Here is a 15,940-nt window from a genome sequence, read left to right as displayed (position 1 = left end):
CGGGAGTTCGACGCGTTTGCCCCGCCAGCGGCCCCTGTGATCCATGTCACACGGGGGTGGCGGGAACTTTTCCCTCCGCGCGTCCGACTGCTCCGACAACGCGTCTGCGTAAGCCTCGTGGCCCGGGGCCGCCGCATCCGCCCCCGCCACCCGATGCCCCCGCCCCGAAGAGGCCGCATGACGAACCCACCCCCCACCCCTGATCCGGCAGCGGCCGCCGAGACGCCCGGAAGCACCGCTCCGGCCACCGGGGCCGGACCTGGAACCGTGGCCGCAGCCACCGAGAGCACCGCACCGGACGACGGCCAGGCCCCCGCCCCCCGGCGGCCGGGAGAGCCGAGACGGCCGACGCTCCGCTCCGACCTGCGGGCCTCGTGGCCCGACGGCCTGGTGGCGCTCCTCATCACCGCGGCGATCTTCGTCCTGCTCTACATACGCATCCGCAACAAGACCTCGTCCACGGTCACCGTGATGCCGTACATGGCCGACGCCGGCGGCTTCTGGATGTACTTCCTCAGCCAGGCGTTCGGCTGGTCCGCCCTGCTCTGGGCCTGGGGGACCGTCATCCTCGGGCTGATGCTGTCCGGGCCGCGGCCGGGCCGCCTGCCGCTGTCGGGCCCCCGGCTGGAGCGCCTGCACCGCACCACGAGCCTCAACACCATCGCCCTGATCGCGGCCCACGCCCTGCTGTTCGGGGCCGAACTGGTCCGGCACGACACCGCGTCCTGGAACTCCGCGGTCGCCACCGCGTTCGTGGAGGCCCTCGTCCCCGGCGGCTACGACTCGGGGACCGGCAAGATCGCCATCCCCATCGGCCAGGCGGCCCTGTACCTCGCGATCCCCCTCGGCCTGGTCTTCTACGTACGCCACCGCATCGGCCAGAAGACCTGGCGGGTACTGCACCGCTGCGTGATCGTCGTCTACGTCCTCAGCGTCTGGCACACCCTGCTGTACGGGACCAACGTCTGGTACGACGGCTGGTTCCGCACGAGTGTCTGGCTGCTCCAGCTCCCGATCGCCGCGCTGCTGCTCCTGCGCCTGATGCGGCCCGCCCGCCGCTCCGAGAGGCTGCGAGGCCGGCCCGGAGCGACCGCAGGGGCCCGCGCCGGGTGGGTTCTGCGGGTGGGCGGCCGGCTCACCGTGATGGCGGTGCTGGCGGCTCTCGTCGCCGTCGTGGCCAGCGGCAGCGACGGCGGGCGCAGCACACCCCCGAAGGACACCACCTCCACCCACGACCACGACTGAGAGGCCGGCCGTCCCCGCACGTGCGCACAGGCCGTCCCCGCGCGTGCGCACCGGCTCCCGCGCGTGCACGCCGTCCGCCACCACGGGGGAGAGCCGTCCGCCCGGCGACGTACGCTCGGAGGCATGACCACCAACGATCTTCCCGTGATCGCCGCAGTCGACGGCTCCACGCACAGTCGGCAGGCGCTCGACTGGGCCACCCACGAAGCCGTCCGGCGGGGGCTGCCCCTGCTGATCGTCCACGTCCGCCCGCTCACCCGGCAGGTCGACGAGGAGACCGGACGGCGCGAGGCGGAGGCGCTCCTGGCCGAGTCCGTGCGCCGGAGCGCGCTCATCGCTCCGGCGCTGCGGCCCTCGACGCTGGCTCCGCTGGACTTCCCGTCGGCGGCCCTGGTCTCGCTCGCCCGGGACGCGTCGATGATCGTGGTCGGATCGCGCGGGCTCGGCGGCTTCCGCTCGCTGATGGTCGGTTCCAACAGCCTCGCCACCGCGTCGATGGCGAGCTGTCCCGTTGTGGTCGTGCAGGAGGACCGGCCGGAGGGGGACGAGAGCCGTCCCGGGGACGCGGGGGTTTTCACCGACATCGTGGCGGGGGTGGCAGCCGACGAGAGCAGCGAGGCGGTCCTGGAGTTTGCCTTCGCCACCGCGGCTTCCCGGCCGGGCGCCCGGCTGCGGATCGTGCACGGCTGGACGATGTTCTCCTCGATGCTCGCGGGCGGCCCCGTCCTGGACCGGCAGGAGGCGGCGGGCTCGGCCGCGCGGACCCTGGCCGAGCTGACGTCGGGGTGGCACGAGAAGTACCCGCAGGTGGAGATCGTCCGGGAGCCGGTCAACGGTTCGGCCTCGCGCACCCTGGTGACCGCGTCGGCGACGGCGGCCCTGACGGTGATCGGCCGCCGCAAGGGCGGCGAGTCGCTCGGGCTGGGACTGTCCCCGGTGGCGCAGACGGCGGTCACACACGCGCTGGGACCGGTCGCCGTCGTGCCCTGTTGAGCCGATTCCCCTGCTCCGCCGGGCCGTTCTCCCCTGCTCCGCCGGGCCGTTCCCCCACGCCCCGACGGGTCGCCGGACGCGGCCCGTCGGCGCGGGCCCCTTGGCCTGGCGGGCGGCGTGACCGAGACTTGCCCGATGACACAGCGTGTGGCACTCGCGACCGTGCTGGACCGGCTCGCCATCGATGCGGTGATCACCGGGTACGCGGTGGCCGTCGACGACGGTACCTGGTCGGACTACGGCGCCCTGTTCACCCCGGACGGCCGCGCGGACTACCGGGGCGCCGGGGGCGTGGAGGGCCCGGCCGACGAGATCGCCCGGTGGCTGGAGGAGACGATGCGCCTCTTCCCCGTACGTCAGCACCTGATCGTCAACCGCCGGATCGACCTGGAGGACCTGGGCGGCTATACGGGCGACCGGGCCGAGGTGCGGGCCGACTACCTCAATCCGATGTGCCTGGCCCGGAAGACGGCGAGCGGCTCGGACTCGGACGCGTCGGGGGGAGCTGATCCCGGACAGGCCGGGGGTGCCACGCCCGACTTCGTGACCGGCGGCCGCTACACCTTCGAGCTGCACCGCGCCGAACCGGGCTGGCTGATCCGTACGGTCACCGTCCAGGAGAAGTGGCGCCGGGCGCCGGGCGCGTAGGCCCCGTCGTCGCACTGCCGTCGCCACCGTCGGAAGGGCGCCGGGCGGGTCCGCCGTGCCCCGCTCGGCCCGCGTCCTGTGTCCGGCGGGGATCACCTCCCTCACACTGGGTATCCGGGGATTGACGCGGCGACGGCGACCGCCCGCCCGTGCACGACCGAGGAGGGCACGGCATGCGCATCCGGGGCGGGCGTCTCCCGGTCGGCCTGAACGCGGCCGGCACGTCCGGTGAAGGCGCATCCGGCGAAGGCGCGCCCCGTCAGGGGGCTTCAGGCGAAGACGGGCCCGGTGCGGGCGCGGCTGCTGACGCCGGTTCCGGTGCGGGTGGCGCCTCCGGTGACGGCGCCTCCGGTGACGGGCCGGAGGCCGGCGGCCGGGGCTCCGCCGGCGCGGGGGCGCTCTCGTCCCCCTGGCCCCGGGGCGCGGCGGCGCTGCTCGCCGGGGCGCTGCCCGCGCTCGCCTTTCCCGCGCCCGGACTCTGGTGGTTCGCCTATGTGGCGCTGGTCCCCTGGCTGCTGCTGATCCGCACCGCGCCCTCGCCCCGCAGGGCCGCGCTGGACGGCTGGATCGGCGGCATCGGCTTCGTCATCGCGGTGCACCACTGGCTGATGCCGAGCCTCCACGTCTTCATCGTGCTGCTGGCCGCCCTGCTGGGACTGCTCTGGGCGCCCTGGGGACTGCTGGTATCCCGGCTGCTCGGCGGGTCCCCTTCCGCGTCGCGTGCCGTCGCCGCCGTGGTCGTCGTGCCCTCCGGGTGGCTGATGATCGAGCTGGTCCGGTCCTGGGAGGGGCTCGGCGGGCCCTGGGGGCTCCTCGGCGCGAGTCAGTGGGAGGTCGCCCCGGCCCTGCGGGTCGCCTCGGTGGGCGGGGTGTGGCTGGTGAGTCTGCTGGTGCTCGCGGTGAATACCGGCGCGGCCCTGCTGGCCGCCGGCCGCGCGGCCCGTACGGCCGCCGGCGTCCTGCTGGTGGCGTGCGCCCTGTCCGTCGCGGCGTCGTGGGCCTGGGCGCCACGGCCCACGGACACCGGCACGGTCAGGATCGCCGTCGTGCAGCCGGGTGTCGTGGAGGGACGCGGAAGCGTCGCGCGCCGCTTCGACCGGGGCGAGGAGCTGACCCGTTCGCTGCGGGACCGGAACGTGGACCTGGTCGTGTGGGGCGAGAGCAGCATCGGGGCGGGCGCCTGGGAGCGTCCGGAGACCGCGCGGCGGCTGGCTGACCTGTCCCGCCGGGTCGGCGCGGATCTGCTGGTCAATGTGGACGCCCGGCAGACGGACGGCTCGGGGCGGGCGGGGATCTTCAAGTCGGCGGTGCTCGTGGGCCCCGACGGGCCGACCGGGGACCGCTACGACAAGATGCGTCTGGTCCCGTTCGGGGAGTACGTCCCGGCCCGCTCCCTGCTGGGGTGGGCGACCTCCGTGGGCAAGGCGGCGGGCGAGGACCGGCTGCGCGGCGACCGCCAGGTGGTCATGACCCTGCCGGACGGGGCGCCGGGGCTGCGGATCGGCCCCCTGGTCTGCTTCGAGACGGCGTTCCCCGACATGAGCCGCGGGCTGGTGCGCGACGGGGCGCAGGTGATCGTCGCCCAGTCCGCCACCTCGACGTTCCAGGAGAGTTGGGCCCCGGCCCAGCACGCCTCGCTAGGGGCGCTGCGGGCCGCCGAGAACGGCCGCCCGATGGTCCACGCGACGCTCACCGGGATCAGCGCGGCCTACGGTCCCCGGGGGGAGCGGGTGGGCCGCCCGCTCGGCACGGACGCGAGCGCGACGGAGGTGTTCGACCTGCCGCTGGCGCGCGGGAGCACGCTCTACGGCCGGCTCGGCGACTGGCCGGTGCCCGGGGCGCTGGCGGCACTGGCCGTGCTGTGCGCCGTCGAAGGGCTGCGGGCGCTCAGGAGGCCTGCTCCAGGGCCTCCCGGACCACCCGCTCGCACAGCTCATGGGTCGCCAGGGCGTCCCGGGCACTGAGTGTTTCGCCCCGGCGCACGGCGTCGAGGAAGGCGTGCACGCAGGCTTCGATGCCGCGCTGCCGGGCCACGGGGACCCAGTCGCCGCGCCGCCGCACACTGGGCTGTCCCTTGTGGTCGACGATGTCCGCGAGGTTGAGGACCTGTCGCTTGGAGTCCTGGCCGGAGACTTCGAGGATCTCCTCGGTCGACCCGTTCAGCCGGTTCATCATGCCGATCGCGGTGAATCCGTCGCCGGACAGCTGGAGCACCACGTGGTGCATCAGCCCGTCCACGATCCGGGCCCGCACGGTGGTGTGGTCGACGGTGCCCGGGACCAGGAAGCGCAGGGTGTCGACGACGTGGATGAAGTCGTCGAGGATCATCGTCCGGGGGGCCTCGGGCAGTCCGACCCGGTTCTTCTGCAGGAGGATCAGCTCGCGCGGGTGCTCCGCGCACTGCGCGTAGCCCGGGGCGAGGCGGCGGTTGAAGCCGACGGCGAGGCTGACGCCGCGTTCCTCGGCGAGGTTCACCAGCCGCTCGGAGTCGGCGTACTCATAGGCGATCGGCTTGTCGACATAGGTGGCGACACCGGCTTCGAGGAGCCGTTCCACGATCTGCGGGTGCACGGCGGTCGGGGCGTGCACGAACGCCGCGTCCAGCCCGGCGGCGAGAAGCGAGTCGAGGGTCGTGTGACGGCCGTCGGCCGGAACGCGGTGGGTGTCGCCGACCGCGTGGAGCGTGGCGGGGGTGCGGGTCTGCAGATGTAGTTCGACCCCCGGTACGGCGCTGAGCACCGGCAGGTACGCCTTCTGCGCGATGTCGCCGAGCCCGATGCAACCGATCTTCACGAGGTCTCCTGTCGCCGTGTCGCGCCGCGGTGCGCGGCTGTTCGCGCCCCGGCAGCATACGTCGCCGCCGCTGTCGGCCCGCTCTCCGGTTCCGGTCACAAAACCCCTGGCCAGGGACGTGATCATGGGCGACGATGGTCGCCATGACTTCTCCCGGGAACCCTGAGCGCTCCGAGCCGGCCTTCGACGCCGCCGAACGCCCCATGCTGGAGGGCTGGCTCGACTTCCACCGCGAGACGCTCGCCATGAAGTGCGCCGGTCTGACGGACGCGCAGCTGCGCGAGGCGTCCGTCCCGCCCTCCGCGTTGACCCTGCTCGGCCTCGTACAGCACCTGGCCGAGGTGGAGCGCTACTGGTTCCGCGAGATCCTGGAGGGCGCGGAGCTGCCGGACCTCTACTCCACCGAGGAGGATCCGGACGGGGACTTCATGGTGACGGCGTCCACCACATGGGCCGGGACGGAGCCCGTCTGGCGGGCGGAGATCGCGGCGGCCCGCGAGAGCGCCGCCGCGTTTCGCCTGGACGACCTCTCCCAGGGCGTCAGCTCGTCGGGCGAGCCGTTCAGCCTCCGCTGGATCTACATGCACATGATCGAGGAGTACGCCCAGCACAACGGCCACGCCGACCTGGTGCGCGAGCGCGTCGACGGGGCGACCGGCAAGTGAACGCTCCGGCGCACGGCCCGACTCCGCGCCGGAGGACCGCCGCCCCCTTGGGGGCGCGCCGCTGACCGGGTCACTCGTGCGGGCCATTCCGCGCCCAGCGGGCCCCGAGCGGGCGGGCCGCACCGCAGAGTTACCCGGGTGCAGAGAACCAGAATCGCCGCGCAACTCCTGGTCGGGCTGACGGTCACGGCCGTCTCCGGCTGCGTCTCGGTGGAGCCCCGGGCCGTCCCCCCGCCGTATCCCGGCGCCACCGGGCCGGCCCAGAACGTGGCCCCGCAGATCGTGCAGCCACCCGCCCGTGAGGCGCTGGAGGCCGTGCCGGATCCGAGCCCGTCGGCGGCCCTGCCGCCCTCCCCCGCACCCCCGGCCGCCGACTCCCCACCGCAGGCCCGGCGCACCGCACCGGCGGGGGCCTCCCGCCCTCGGGAGCACCCGGACCCGCCGGATTCCCGGACGCCGCGCCGGGTCCCGGGCCTCCCGTCCGTCACCGTGCCCGCCCTGCCACGCGTCCCCGGCGTCGGGGCGGACGTCTGCGCGCTCGGCCGAGGGTACGGCGGCTGGCCGGCGGGCAGTCCGGAGTCCCGCAGCTGCTCGGAGACGTACGGCCGCTGACGCCCCCGCCGGCCGTGCGGGGTCACTGCTCCCGCATGCGGAGCTCCAGGCGGTCGATGGCGGCGCGGACCCCGCCGCCGTACCCGTCGTCCGCGAGCGACTCGGCCGCGGCGCGGGCCCGCTGGAGGTGGATACGGGCCGAGTCGGGGCGCTGGAGTTTGAGGTAGTCCGCCGCGAGGTTGAGGTGCAGCGAGGGGTAGAACGCCCGGACGGCCGGGGCGTCCCGGTGTTCCGCCGCCCGGGTCCCGCCACGCCCCGCGCCGCCGCCCGGCCCGTCCCCGCCGCCCGGCTCGGCCCCCGGCCCGTCCGTGGTTCTCAGCCCTTCGGCGGCCGTCAGGGCGCGCAGATCCCAGGCCAGCTCGTCGCCGGGGTCGTCCTGGGTGTCCGCCATGTAGTGCGCGAGGGTGCAGCGGTGCAGGGCGTCGCCGTCCGCCCCGAGCTCCGACCAGAGTGCGCCGAAGCGGTTGCGGGCCTCCTCCCGGTCACCTCCGTGGAGCAGCATGATCGCCTGGCCGATCCTGGTCATGACGGCGTCATCGGACGCCTCCTGCTGCTCCACCACTGCGGTCTCCTCCGTCGCCGGTCCAGCCGGTTGCCGTCGGTCCGACGCTAACGCCGGGCTTCCGCATAACCGGTCAGACACGGGCGTCAGGGCCCGTCGGCCGGAGCCCGTCAGCCGAGGTCGGGGATCCGCCAGTCGATCGGCTGGTGGCCCTGGGCGGCCACGGCCTCGTTGATCTGGGTGAAGGGGCGGGAGCCGAAGAACTTCTTGGCGGAGAGCGGCGAGGGGTGCGCGCCCTTCACCACTATGTGGCGCTCCTCGTCGATCAGGGGCAGCTTCTTCTGCGCGTAGTTGCCCCAGAGCACGAAGACCGCCGGGTCGGGCCGGTCGGCGACGGCGCGGATCACCGCGTCGGTGATCTTCTCCCAGCCCTTGTTCTTGTGGGAGTTGGCCTCGCCGGCCCGGACGGTGAGCACGGCGTTCAGCAGGAGGACGCCCTGCTCGGCCCAGGGCATCAGATAGCCGTTGTCCGGGATCGGCAGGCCGAGCTCCTGCTGCATCTCCTTGTAGATGTTGCGCAGCGACGGCGGAGTCCTGACACCGGGGCGCACGGAGAAGCAGAGCCCGTGTCCCTGTCCCTCGCCGTGATACGGGTCCTGACCGAGGACGAGGACCTTCACCTTCTCGTACGGCGTGGCGTCCAGGGCTGCGAAGACCTGCTCGCGCGGCGGATACACGGGCCCCTTGGCCCGCTCCTCCTCGACGAAGTCGGCCAGTTCCTTGACGTACGGCTTCTGGAGTTCTTCGCCGAGGACGGCACGCCAGGACTCGGGCAGCAGGTCGATATCGGTCACGTCCACAACCTCCGGTGAGCAACAGGTTCTTGATCCCAGAACCTACCGGGCGCCACTGACAACGGCCCCAGGGAGCCCTTTCCGTACAGCGGCTACCAGCTGGCCTTGCGGTACAGCTCCCACATTTGCATCACGGTCTGCGGGTCGAGTGCGCGCTCGGTGCCGCCGATGTCCTCGCCCGAGGCGACGTACAGCTTGCCCTGCCACAGCGGCAGCAGCCGGACGTCCTCGACGAGGATCTCCTGGGCCCGCTCGAACTGCTTGCTGACCGCGCCCCGGTCGCTCTCCTGCCGCGAGGCGGGGATCAGCTGCTGGGTGATCTCCTTGTTGATGTACGGGGTGCCGGTGACGCTCTCCTTGCCCACGAAGGGCGCGATGAAGTTGTCGGGGTCCGGGAAGTCCGGGAACCAGCCGCGGCCGAAGACCGGGTACTCGCCCTTGTTGAAGCCTTCCTGGAAGGTCGTCCAGGGCTCGCCCTGCAGCGTGATCTCGAACAGCCCGGAGGCCTCCAGCTGCCGCTTGAGCTCCTCGAACTCGGGCTCCGTGGACGAGCCGTACCGGTCGGTGGTGTACCAGAACTTCATCTTCACGGGCTCGGTGATACCGGCCTTGGTGAGGATGCTCTTCGCCCTCTTGACATCCGGGTCGCCGAAGGTGTCGAAGAAGCTCGTGGTGTGGCCGGCGATGCCCTTGGGGACCATGGAGTACAGCGGCTCGGCGGTTCCCCGGTAGACCTTGGCGACCAGGGCGTCGCGGTCCACGACGTGGGCGATGGCCTTGCGGACGGCGGGGTTCGCGGCGGCCGGGTCCTTCGGGTTGAAGACCAGGAAGCGGATGTCGGCGCCGGTGCTCTCGACGATCTGGAGGCCGGCGTTGTCGTCCTTGTTGTCCTCCAGGCTGACGACCTCCTCGGCGGTCAGGCCCCGGTAGGTGGCGTCGATCTCCTTCGCCTTGAGCGCGCTCACCATGTCGGCGGACTTCTCGAAGTAGCGGATGGTGACCGCGTCGTTCTTCCGGTTGGCGAAGCCCTTGTAGTCCGGGTTCTTCTTCAACTCGGCGGTGGCCCGGCCCTTGTAGGACTCCAGGAGGTAGGGGCCGGAACCGGTGACCTTGCCGTCGTCGCGGATCTTGTCCTTGCGGTAGTCGCCGGGAGCGACCAGCGACATGGCGGGCGTCGCCAGAATGAACGGGAACGTGGCGTCGGACTTGTTCAGGTGGAAGATGACCGTGTCGTCACCCTTGGTCTCGATCCGGTCCAGGGAGTCGAGCATCCCGGCCGGGCCGCCCTTGAAGTGGATGTCCACGATGCGGTCGATCGAGTACTTCACGGCCTCGGCGTCGAGCTTCTCGCCGTTGGAGAACGTGAGGTTCTTCTTGAGCGTGCACCGGTACGCCATGCTCGTGGCGTCGGTGAACTTGCAGGAGTCCGCCGCGTCCGGCTCCGGGATCGTACTGCCGGAGGGGAAGCTCACCAGGGTCTGGTAGACGTTCCGCATCAGCTCCCAGGACCCGTCCCAGGCCGCCGCAGGATCCAGTGTGGACGGGGAGCTGGTCGTCCCGACGGTTATCTTCTGGTCCGTTGCCGATCCACTGTCCGAAAGGAGACCGCAGCCGGCCAGCAGAGAAAGGGAAGCTAGGGCTGCAGCAGCCTGCAGACTGGCCCGGTAGAACACGCGCACGCTCCTCGATCAGCCATGGGTCGGCAGACCATACCGCAGCGCCCCACCGGGTCAATCCGCTGGCCCGGCGGGGCACTTGACCCAATCAGGGCCAAACCGGCCCAGGCCGCTCTCAGCCCACGCCGGCGTTGAGGAAAATTCCCCCGTCGACCACGAGGGTCTGGCCGGTGATCCAGTCGGACTGGGCGGAGGTGAGGAAGGCCGCCGCGCCTCCGATGTCCTCGGGCACGCCGAGCCTGCCCAGCGGGTAGGCGGCGGCCGCCTCCGCTTCGCGCCCCTCGTAGAGGGCCTCGGCGAACCTGGTCTTGACCACGGCCGGGGCGATGGCGTTGACCCGGACGACCGGGGCGAACTCGTGGGCCAGCTGGAGGGTCAGGTTGACCATCGCCGCCTTGCTCATGCCGTACGCGCCGATGAACGGCGAGGCGGAGACCCCGGCGACCGAGGCGATGTTCACGATCGCCCCGCCGTTCTCCTTCTGCCAGGCCTTCCAGGTCTGCTGGGCGAAGCCCAGCGCCGAGATCACGTTGGTCTCGTAGACCTTGCGGGCGACGTTCAGGTCGAGCTCCGCCATGGGGCCGAAGACCGGATTCGTCCCGGCGTTGTTCACCAGGTAGTCGACCCGGCCGAAGGCCTCCATCGTGCGCTCGACCGCGACGGCCTGGTGCGCCTCGTCGTGCGCCTTGCCCGCGATGCCGATCACCCGGTCGGAGCCGAGCCGCTCGACGGCCTCCTTCAGGGCGTCCTCGCCCCGACCGGTGATGGCCACCCGGTCGCCGCGGGCGACGAGCGCCTCGGCGACCCCGTAGCCGATGCCCCGGCTCGCGCCCGTGATCAGGGCGACTTTTCCGCTGTCCTGCACCGTCATGATGTCCGCTGCCCTTCGGGTCGGTTCCGGATCAGTTGAGGGGTCCGCCGGCCACGTACATGACCTGACCGGAGACGAAGCCCGCGTCGTCGCCCGCGAAGAAGGCGATGGCGTTCGCGACGTCCTCGGGACGGCCGACGCGCTGGACCGGGATCTGGGTGGCGGCCGCCGCCTGGAACTCCTCGAAGCCCATGCCGACGCGGGCGGCCGTCTGCGCGGTCATCTCCGTGACGATGAAGCCGGGCGCGACGGCGTTGGCGGTGACGCCGAACTTGCCGAGCTCCTTGGCGAGCGTCTTGGTGAGGCCCTGGAGCCCCGCCTTGACCGCGGAGTAGTTGGCCTGGCCCCGGTTGCCGAGGGCCGAGGAGGAGGAGAGCGAGACGATCCGGCCGAACTTGGCCTCGACCATGTGGGCCTGGACGGCCTTCGCCATCAGGAACGCGCCCTTGAGGTGCACGTTCATCACGAGGTCCCAGTCGGACTCGCTCATCTTGAACAGCAGGTTGTCGCGGAGCACGCCCGCGTTGTTCACGAGGATCGTCGGCGCGCCCAGCTCGGCGGCGACCCGCGCGACGGCGGCTTCCACCTGGCCGGCGTCCGACACGTCGCAGCCGACGGCGAGCGCGGTGCCCCCGGCGGCGGTGATCTTCTCGACCGTGTCCTTGCAGGCCGCCTCGTCGAGATCGAGTACGGCGACGGAACGGCCCTCGGCCGCGAGACGTACGGCGGTGGCGGCGCCGATGCCCCGCGCCGCTCCCGTCACGATGGCGACGCGCTGCTCGGTGGTGGACATGCTTGGTTCTCCTCGCCCTTGGATCGGGGCTCAGCGGGCGTCGGGACGTTTCCCTGACAGAAAGACTCCCGATCGCTGAGCAACCGCTTAGTACCTTCAGCAGACGAGACGCTAGAAGCCCTGGCACCCGGTGTCAACGGCGCACGCCCCGGCGGGCCGCACGTCACACCGGGCGGAGCGCCCGCCGCTGTGCCGTCATGGCCCCGCCGGGGCGTGGATCAGCGCACGAGGAGGTCGAGCAGCCGTTCCACCTCACCGGCCGGGTCCGTGGTCAGGCCGCTGTGCACGGCGCCGGGCTGGACGACCGTGGAGCGCGGGGCGATCAGCCAGCGGAACCGCCGCCCGGCGTCGTCGCCCGCCGCCTGACCGGCCCCCTCACCGCCGCCGCAGACCCCCTCGACGGCGCGCAGGGCGGCCCGCACCCCGATGACATCCGCCGCCGGGTCCAGAGCCTTCAGCTTCGCCTCGTCCAGGTGCGTGCGGGCGGCGACGAACGAGTGTGCCCGGCAGTAGACGAGCACCCCGGCGTTGAAGCACTCCCCCCGCTCGACGCGGGGCACGACGCGCAGGAGCGCGTACTCGAAGACGTCGCGGCGCGTCATCGGCCACCCTCCTCGCCGGTGCGGGCGGACGCCGCGGCGCGGTCGTCGGCGGCCCGCTTCGGCCGGGGCGGCAACCGCTCGGTGAGCCAGCCCGGGACCTGGGAGGGCCGGGTCGAGGCCGGCGCGTCCAGGGTGATCCGCTCGTGGACGTCGGCGGCCCGCGCGAGCAGCGGTGCGATGTAGGCCCGGCGCACCTCGTCGGCGGAGGCGAAACCGGGCTCGTCGGCCAGCCAGACGTCCGGCACATCGGCGGCCACCTCGGTGAGCAGCTCCTCGGTGACCAGCGGGGCGAGCTCGGCGGCCGCGGCCGCGACGTCCGGCCCGAAGGGCGCCAGGACATGGTCCGAGGCGTTGTACGGCTTGCCGGCGGAGGCCTGGGCGCCGGGCCAGTTGTGGTGCCAGATCATGGTCGCGCCGTGGTCGATGAGCCAGACGTCGCCGTGCCAGACGAGCAGGTTCGGGTTGCGCCAGGAGCGGTCGACGTTGTTGATCAGCGCGTCGAACCAGACGATCCGCCCGGCCTCGGCCGCCCCCACCTCGTAGGCGAGCGGATCGAACCCGAAGGAGCCCGGCAGGTAGTCCATCCCGAGGTTCAGTCCGCCGCTCGCGCGGAGCAGCTCCTGCACCTCCTCGTCGGGCTCGGCGAGTCCGATGACGGGGTCGAGCTCCATGGTCACCAGCTCCGGCACCCGCAGCCCCAGCCGACGGCCGAGTTCCCCGCAGATGATCTCCGCGACGAGCGTCTTGCGGCCCTGTCCCGCCCCGGTGAACTTCATGACGTACGTGCCCAGGTCGTCGGCCTCGACGATCCCGGGGAGTGATCCACCCTCCCGCAGGGGCGTGACATAGCGGGTCGCTACGACTTCTTGCAACACTTTCCCAGGCCACCCATCTCTTCAGCCTTACCATCAACGGAGGGCCACTGCGGGGCGCAGAGGCGGAAATCGCCGGTCGACGGCCGCTGGGGAGAATCTGGCGAGTTTCGGCCGGCGAGCCGATGCCCGCCCTCCCCAAGCAGACCGTCGATGGTGCCGCGCCCCTTGCTGCCGGCCTCCGGCATGAAGTGAGCATAGTAACCAAGAGTGATCGCTGGCGAGGAATGTCCGAGCCACCGCGCCAAGGTCACAACGGTCACGGCGCTCATGCGGCTCGCCCCCACACGGTGGTACCTGCTCAGGCTCCCGACAACATCGTCCCACTGCACCCACCTACCGCCTCAGACCCATGGTTCGGAATCCGCTGTCTGTGCGCGGCCGTCGCTGGGGCCGCCGTATTCTGCGGGGTCCGCAGCCGCTACCGGGTCACGTGCACCAGTGCGTCAGATACGCGATCGGCGAGTTCCTGGATCTGGGTGTCGGTGTACCAGGCTCTGCTGTACGTCAGGTCGACTGCCAGGCGGCCCTGGTAGCGGCTGACGACGGCGAAGAGCATCGGTACGTGGCCGAGCGGGGCGATGCGCACGTTGGTGATCTCGAGCCCGTTCGGCAGGTCCGGTCCGGTGATGCTTCCCACGTTGGTGATGACCAGGGTGGGTGGGTGCTGGTCGAGCATGTAGGGGAAGGCGGCCAGTTCCATCGCGGCGGCGCCACTGTCCAAGTCGGCCCGGAGCAGGGCGTTCAGATCGTGTCCGACCTCGACCGGGTGGGCGTGCTCGTCGATGTCCAGCCGGATGGAGGTGGTGGTCGCCGCCGACTGCAGGACCTTGGCGGGCAGCAGCGGGGAGAGCCTGCGGCGCATGTCCACCGCGGTCGTGCACAGCATCCGCACCGGGCCGTCCGGGGCGGGAAGGACGGAGCGCAGGCTGGTCAGCAGGATGCCCGACACCAGGGCGTTGAGGGTGAGCGAGGCGTCCTTGGCGCGCTGGGCCAGCCGCTCGCAGTGGTCGGAACCGGCTTCGACGGCGGTGATGCCGAAACTCAGGTTGGGGCCGGGTCCGTTGTGGACGGCGGCGAGGGCGGGCAGCAGTGCGGGAGCGGCCTGGGCGTCCAGCCGGGCGCGTTCGGCGACGAATTCGCGCAGCTGGTTGTCGGTGAAGCGGGCGCTGAGGACATCGTCCAGCGCCGGGGCGAGCACGGGCTCGACGCGCTCCACGGGCACCGGTCGCCCGGTGGCCAGTGCACTGTAGAGGGCCCACAGGCGTGCGTGCACTGCCAGGTAGCACGTGGCGTCGACGAAGGCGCGCGGCAACGTCATCACCACCCGGGACCCGCCGCGTCCTGGCAGCACCCTCAGCCTCAGCAGCGATGTGCGGTCCCAGGCCAGCGGGGTGCTGATCTCCTCGTCGAAGTGGGTGCCGCGGGTGAGCTCAGGTCCTGTGGTTGTTGCGTCGATCCGCACCATCAGACCGTTGTCGGCTTCGGTGACGATCCTTCCGCCGAGCAGGGGGTAGCACTCGTGCAGCCGGTCCAGTGCCTGGGTCAGGACCGTCTCGTCCACATCGCCCTTGATGTCGCTGTGCAGTACGACCCGGACCCCCGCTGCGGCGATGGCCGCTTCGTGCGGCGCGAGCAGGCGTTTCGTCATGTCGTCTCCCCTGGTCACTGGCGACCTGTGCAGCTGTTCGCAGACGCGCCCTGAGCAGCGGGCTGCGGCCGTGGTCGATGTCCGCGAGCAATAACTTCCCGGCATGGCGTGCTGGTGAACCGGAGTCCGCCGATGCCGCACCGCGGCGGTCCGGCAGGGGGGGCTGGAGCGAGGCGGATGCGGCGCTCGACGGGCCGGCCCTGCTGGCGAGGGGGTCAGATGTGTCCGAAGAACAGACTGCCGGGTGCGTTGGGGTCGCTGGAGAGGTCGTGCTCATGGACCGCGCGGATGAACTCGTGGCGTGAGATGGTGCCGTCTCCGTCGGCGTCCAGCTGGGCGAACATGTCCATCGCCTCGGGGGCGTCGGGCCTCAGCACATCGCGCAGGGAGCGGGCGAACTCGTCCTTGCTGATCTCGTTGTCGCCGGACCGCGCCACTGGCAGCCCGTCCGGTTCTGGTAGAGGATCGCCCCGTTCATCGAGACCCTGCGCGGGCTGCTGATGGGCACACCGATCGACAACAGCGCACTCCTGGCCACCGGTTGGTGCGTCCTGATCACTCTGGGCGGCTACCTATGGGCCAAGAAGCTCTACAATCGCGAGCCCGCCGAGTAAGCGCCTTCGTCGCGTCAGCCCGTGAACTGCACGATCTCCTCGGCATGCCCGCCGACGAGGCGACCGTCAACGTCACCCGCAAACGCCTCGGACACCTCGTCCGCCAAGGCTTCCTCACTCAACCCGGGCGAGGCCCGCCTGGTAGCCGACCGGCTTGCCGAGGATCTCGGCCTCGATGGCGTTGCCGCGCTGCGCTCCCCGCTTGCCGAGATTCCCGAAGGACACGCAAGGACGTCCCCGGCCCGGACGCCGCGCTCGAGTAGAGCGTCGACGGTGAGGGTTCCAGCGAACGCGGCGTGTCGGCGTGTCGGCGCGGCTGGCGGGGAAGCCGAGCTTGTCGGCGCCGAAGAAGCCGCTGCGGACCCGGGCCTGCTGCGAACCACGGGTTCCGCGGAGCCCGGGGACCCCCCAAGACCAGCCAGTCGCCCCCTTAAGGGGGATGGGCGAATCGCACCGCTTCGTCCCTTCGGCCGGCGTGGCGGGACACCCCGGGAGGGGGTGGGCGCCAGGGGAACCGGTACGCGCCCGGGGTGGCCGTCCGAAGGCTCG

General features: G+C 71.9%; 16 protein-coding genes and 1 pseudogene. 6 read left to right on the top strand and 11 right to left on the bottom strand.

Going from position 1 to position 15,940, the window contains the following annotated elements; translation table 11 throughout:
• The first annotated feature begins 177 nt into the window (after nt 1-177).
• The 4 genes from N7925_RS31690 (at nt 178) to lnt (ending at nt 4,850) form a co-directional block, all read left to right on the top strand.
• Nucleotides 178-1,245 (top strand): ferric reductase-like transmembrane domain-containing protein, encoded by a 1,068-nt coding sequence (locus N7925_RS31690; RefSeq protein WP_274345878.1) that lies wholly within the window; start codon nt 178-180, stop codon nt 1,243-1,245.
• A gap of 123 nt (nt 1,246-1,368) precedes the next feature.
• On the top strand, nt 1,369-2,238 hold the full coding sequence (locus N7925_RS31685) for a universal stress protein (protein WP_265602894.1): 870 nt from the start codon (nt 1,369-1,371) through the stop codon (nt 2,236-2,238).
• A 135-nt stretch (nt 2,239-2,373) separates the two neighbouring features.
• A complete protein-coding gene (locus tag N7925_RS31680) occupies nt 2,374-2,886 on the top strand; it encodes a nuclear transport factor 2 family protein (protein WP_274345877.1) in 513 nt (170 codons plus the stop codon).
• 173 nt (nt 2,887-3,059) lie between these two features.
• Nucleotides 3,060-4,850 carry an apolipoprotein N-acyltransferase gene (gene lnt / locus N7925_RS31675; RefSeq protein WP_274345875.1) on the top strand — a complete coding sequence of 597 codons (1,791 nt, stop codon included), beginning with the start codon at nt 3,060-3,062 and terminating at the stop codon, nt 4,848-4,850.
• On the opposite strand, the gene N7925_RS31670 is transcribed toward lnt, so the two are convergent.
• Entirely contained in the window at nt 4,774-5,679 is a 906-nt protein-coding gene (locus tag N7925_RS31670) for a Gfo/Idh/MocA family protein (protein ID WP_274345874.1), read from the bottom strand. The two genes, lnt and N7925_RS31670, sit on opposite strands and share 77 nt — an antisense overlap.
• Before the next feature lie 143 nt (nt 5,680-5,822).
• Between N7925_RS31670 and N7925_RS31665 the strand changes: the two genes are divergently transcribed.
• Both N7925_RS31665 and N7925_RS31660 read left to right on the top strand, forming a co-directional pair.
• Nucleotides 5,823-6,344: a DinB family protein gene (locus tag N7925_RS31665; protein WP_274345873.1), complete on the top strand. Its 522-nt coding sequence runs from the start codon at nt 5,823-5,825 to the stop codon at nt 6,342-6,344.
• A gap of 138 nt (nt 6,345-6,482) precedes the next feature.
• Complete coding sequence (locus N7925_RS31660) at nt 6,483-6,956, top strand: hypothetical protein (RefSeq protein WP_274345872.1); 474 nt, start codon at nt 6,483-6,485, stop codon at nt 6,954-6,956.
• 22 nt (nt 6,957-6,978) lie between these two features.
• On the opposite strand, the gene N7925_RS31655 is transcribed toward N7925_RS31660, so the two are convergent.
• The 10 genes and pseudogenes from N7925_RS31655 to N7925_RS31610 form a co-directional block, all read right to left on the bottom strand.
• Nucleotides 6,979-7,518 (bottom strand): hypothetical protein, encoded by a 540-nt coding sequence (locus tag N7925_RS31655; RefSeq protein ID WP_274345871.1) that lies wholly within the window; start codon nt 7,516-7,518, stop codon nt 6,979-6,981.
• 110 nt (nt 7,519-7,628) lie between these two features.
• Nucleotides 7,629-8,312: a uracil-DNA glycosylase gene (locus tag N7925_RS31650; protein WP_274345870.1), complete on the bottom strand. Its 684-nt coding sequence runs from the start codon at nt 8,310-8,312 to the stop codon at nt 7,629-7,631.
• A gap of 92 nt (nt 8,313-8,404) precedes the next feature.
• A complete protein-coding gene (locus N7925_RS31645) occupies nt 8,405-9,985 on the bottom strand; it encodes an ABC transporter substrate-binding protein (protein WP_274345869.1) in 1,581 nt (526 codons plus the stop codon).
• Between the two features lie 118 nt (nt 9,986-10,103).
• Nucleotides 10,104-10,859 carry an SDR family oxidoreductase gene (locus N7925_RS31640; RefSeq protein WP_265602885.1) on the bottom strand — a complete coding sequence of 252 codons (756 nt, stop codon included), beginning with the start codon at nt 10,857-10,859 and terminating at the stop codon, nt 10,104-10,106.
• A 31-nt stretch (nt 10,860-10,890) separates the two neighbouring features.
• On the bottom strand, nt 10,891-11,652 hold the full coding sequence (fabG, locus tag N7925_RS31635) for a 3-oxoacyl-ACP reductase FabG (protein ID WP_030582031.1): 762 nt from the start codon (nt 11,650-11,652) through the stop codon (nt 10,891-10,893).
• Between the two features lie 218 nt (nt 11,653-11,870).
• On the bottom strand, nt 11,871-12,254 hold the full coding sequence (locus N7925_RS31630) for a DUF3037 domain-containing protein (RefSeq protein ID WP_265602883.1): 384 nt from the start codon (nt 12,252-12,254) through the stop codon (nt 11,871-11,873).
• Nucleotides 12,251-13,129: a HipA family kinase gene (locus N7925_RS31625; RefSeq protein ID WP_265602882.1), complete on the bottom strand. Its 879-nt coding sequence runs from the start codon at nt 13,127-13,129 to the stop codon at nt 12,251-12,253. The genes N7925_RS31630 and N7925_RS31625 overlap by 4 nt, the downstream gene beginning before the upstream one ends.
• A pseudogene (locus N7925_RS31620) lies at nt 13,111-13,386 on the bottom strand (hypothetical protein); the annotation flags it as partial. The gene N7925_RS31625 and the pseudogene N7925_RS31620, both read right to left, overlap by 19 nt.
• Nucleotides 13,387-13,547: 161 nt before the next feature.
• On the bottom strand, nt 13,548-14,777 hold the full coding sequence (locus N7925_RS31615) for a phthiocerol/phthiodiolone dimycocerosyl transferase family protein (RefSeq protein WP_274345868.1): 1,230 nt from the start codon (nt 14,775-14,777) through the stop codon (nt 13,548-13,550).
• A gap of 215 nt (nt 14,778-14,992) precedes the next feature.
• Complete coding sequence (locus N7925_RS31610) at nt 14,993-15,214, bottom strand: hypothetical protein (RefSeq protein WP_265602880.1); 222 nt, start codon at nt 15,212-15,214, stop codon at nt 14,993-14,995.
• Nucleotides 15,215-15,940 lie beyond the last annotated feature (726 nt).

The sequence above is a fragment of the Streptomyces sp. CA-278952 genome (assembly GCF_028747205.1).
Lineage (GTDB): Bacteria > Actinomycetota > Actinomycetes > Streptomycetales > Streptomycetaceae > Streptomyces.
This window is presented reverse-complemented; position numbering and strand designations above follow the sequence as displayed.

Excerpts from the sequence above, each read along its gene's own strand:
- N7925_RS31615 (WP_274345868.1), bottom strand. The coding sequence starts at position 14,777 with ATGACGAAACGCCTGCTCGCGCCGCACGAAGCGGCCATCGCCGCAGCG.
- N7925_RS31680 (WP_274345877.1), top strand. The coding sequence starts at position 2,374 with ATGACACAGCGTGTGGCACTCGCGACCGTGCTGGACCGGCTCGCCATC.
- fabG (WP_030582031.1), bottom strand. The coding sequence starts at position 11,652 with ATGTCCACCACCGAGCAGCGCGTCGCCATCGTGACGGGAGCGGCGCGG.
- N7925_RS31685 (WP_265602894.1), top strand. The coding sequence starts at position 1,369 with ATGACCACCAACGATCTTCCCGTGATCGCCGCAGTCGACGGCTCCACG.
- N7925_RS31690 (WP_274345878.1), top strand. The coding sequence starts at position 178 with ATGACGAACCCACCCCCCACCCCTGATCCGGCAGCGGCCGCCGAGACG.
- N7925_RS31630 (WP_265602883.1), bottom strand. The coding sequence starts at position 12,254 with ATGACGCGCCGCGACGTCTTCGAGTACGCGCTCCTGCGCGTCGTGCCC.
- N7925_RS31640 (WP_265602885.1), bottom strand. The coding sequence starts at position 10,859 with ATGACGGTGCAGGACAGCGGAAAAGTCGCCCTGATCACGGGCGCGAGC.
- lnt (WP_274345875.1), top strand. The coding sequence starts at position 3,060 with ATGCGCATCCGGGGCGGGCGTCTCCCGGTCGGCCTGAACGCGGCCGGC.
- N7925_RS31665 (WP_274345873.1), top strand. The coding sequence starts at position 5,823 with ATGACTTCTCCCGGGAACCCTGAGCGCTCCGAGCCGGCCTTCGACGCC.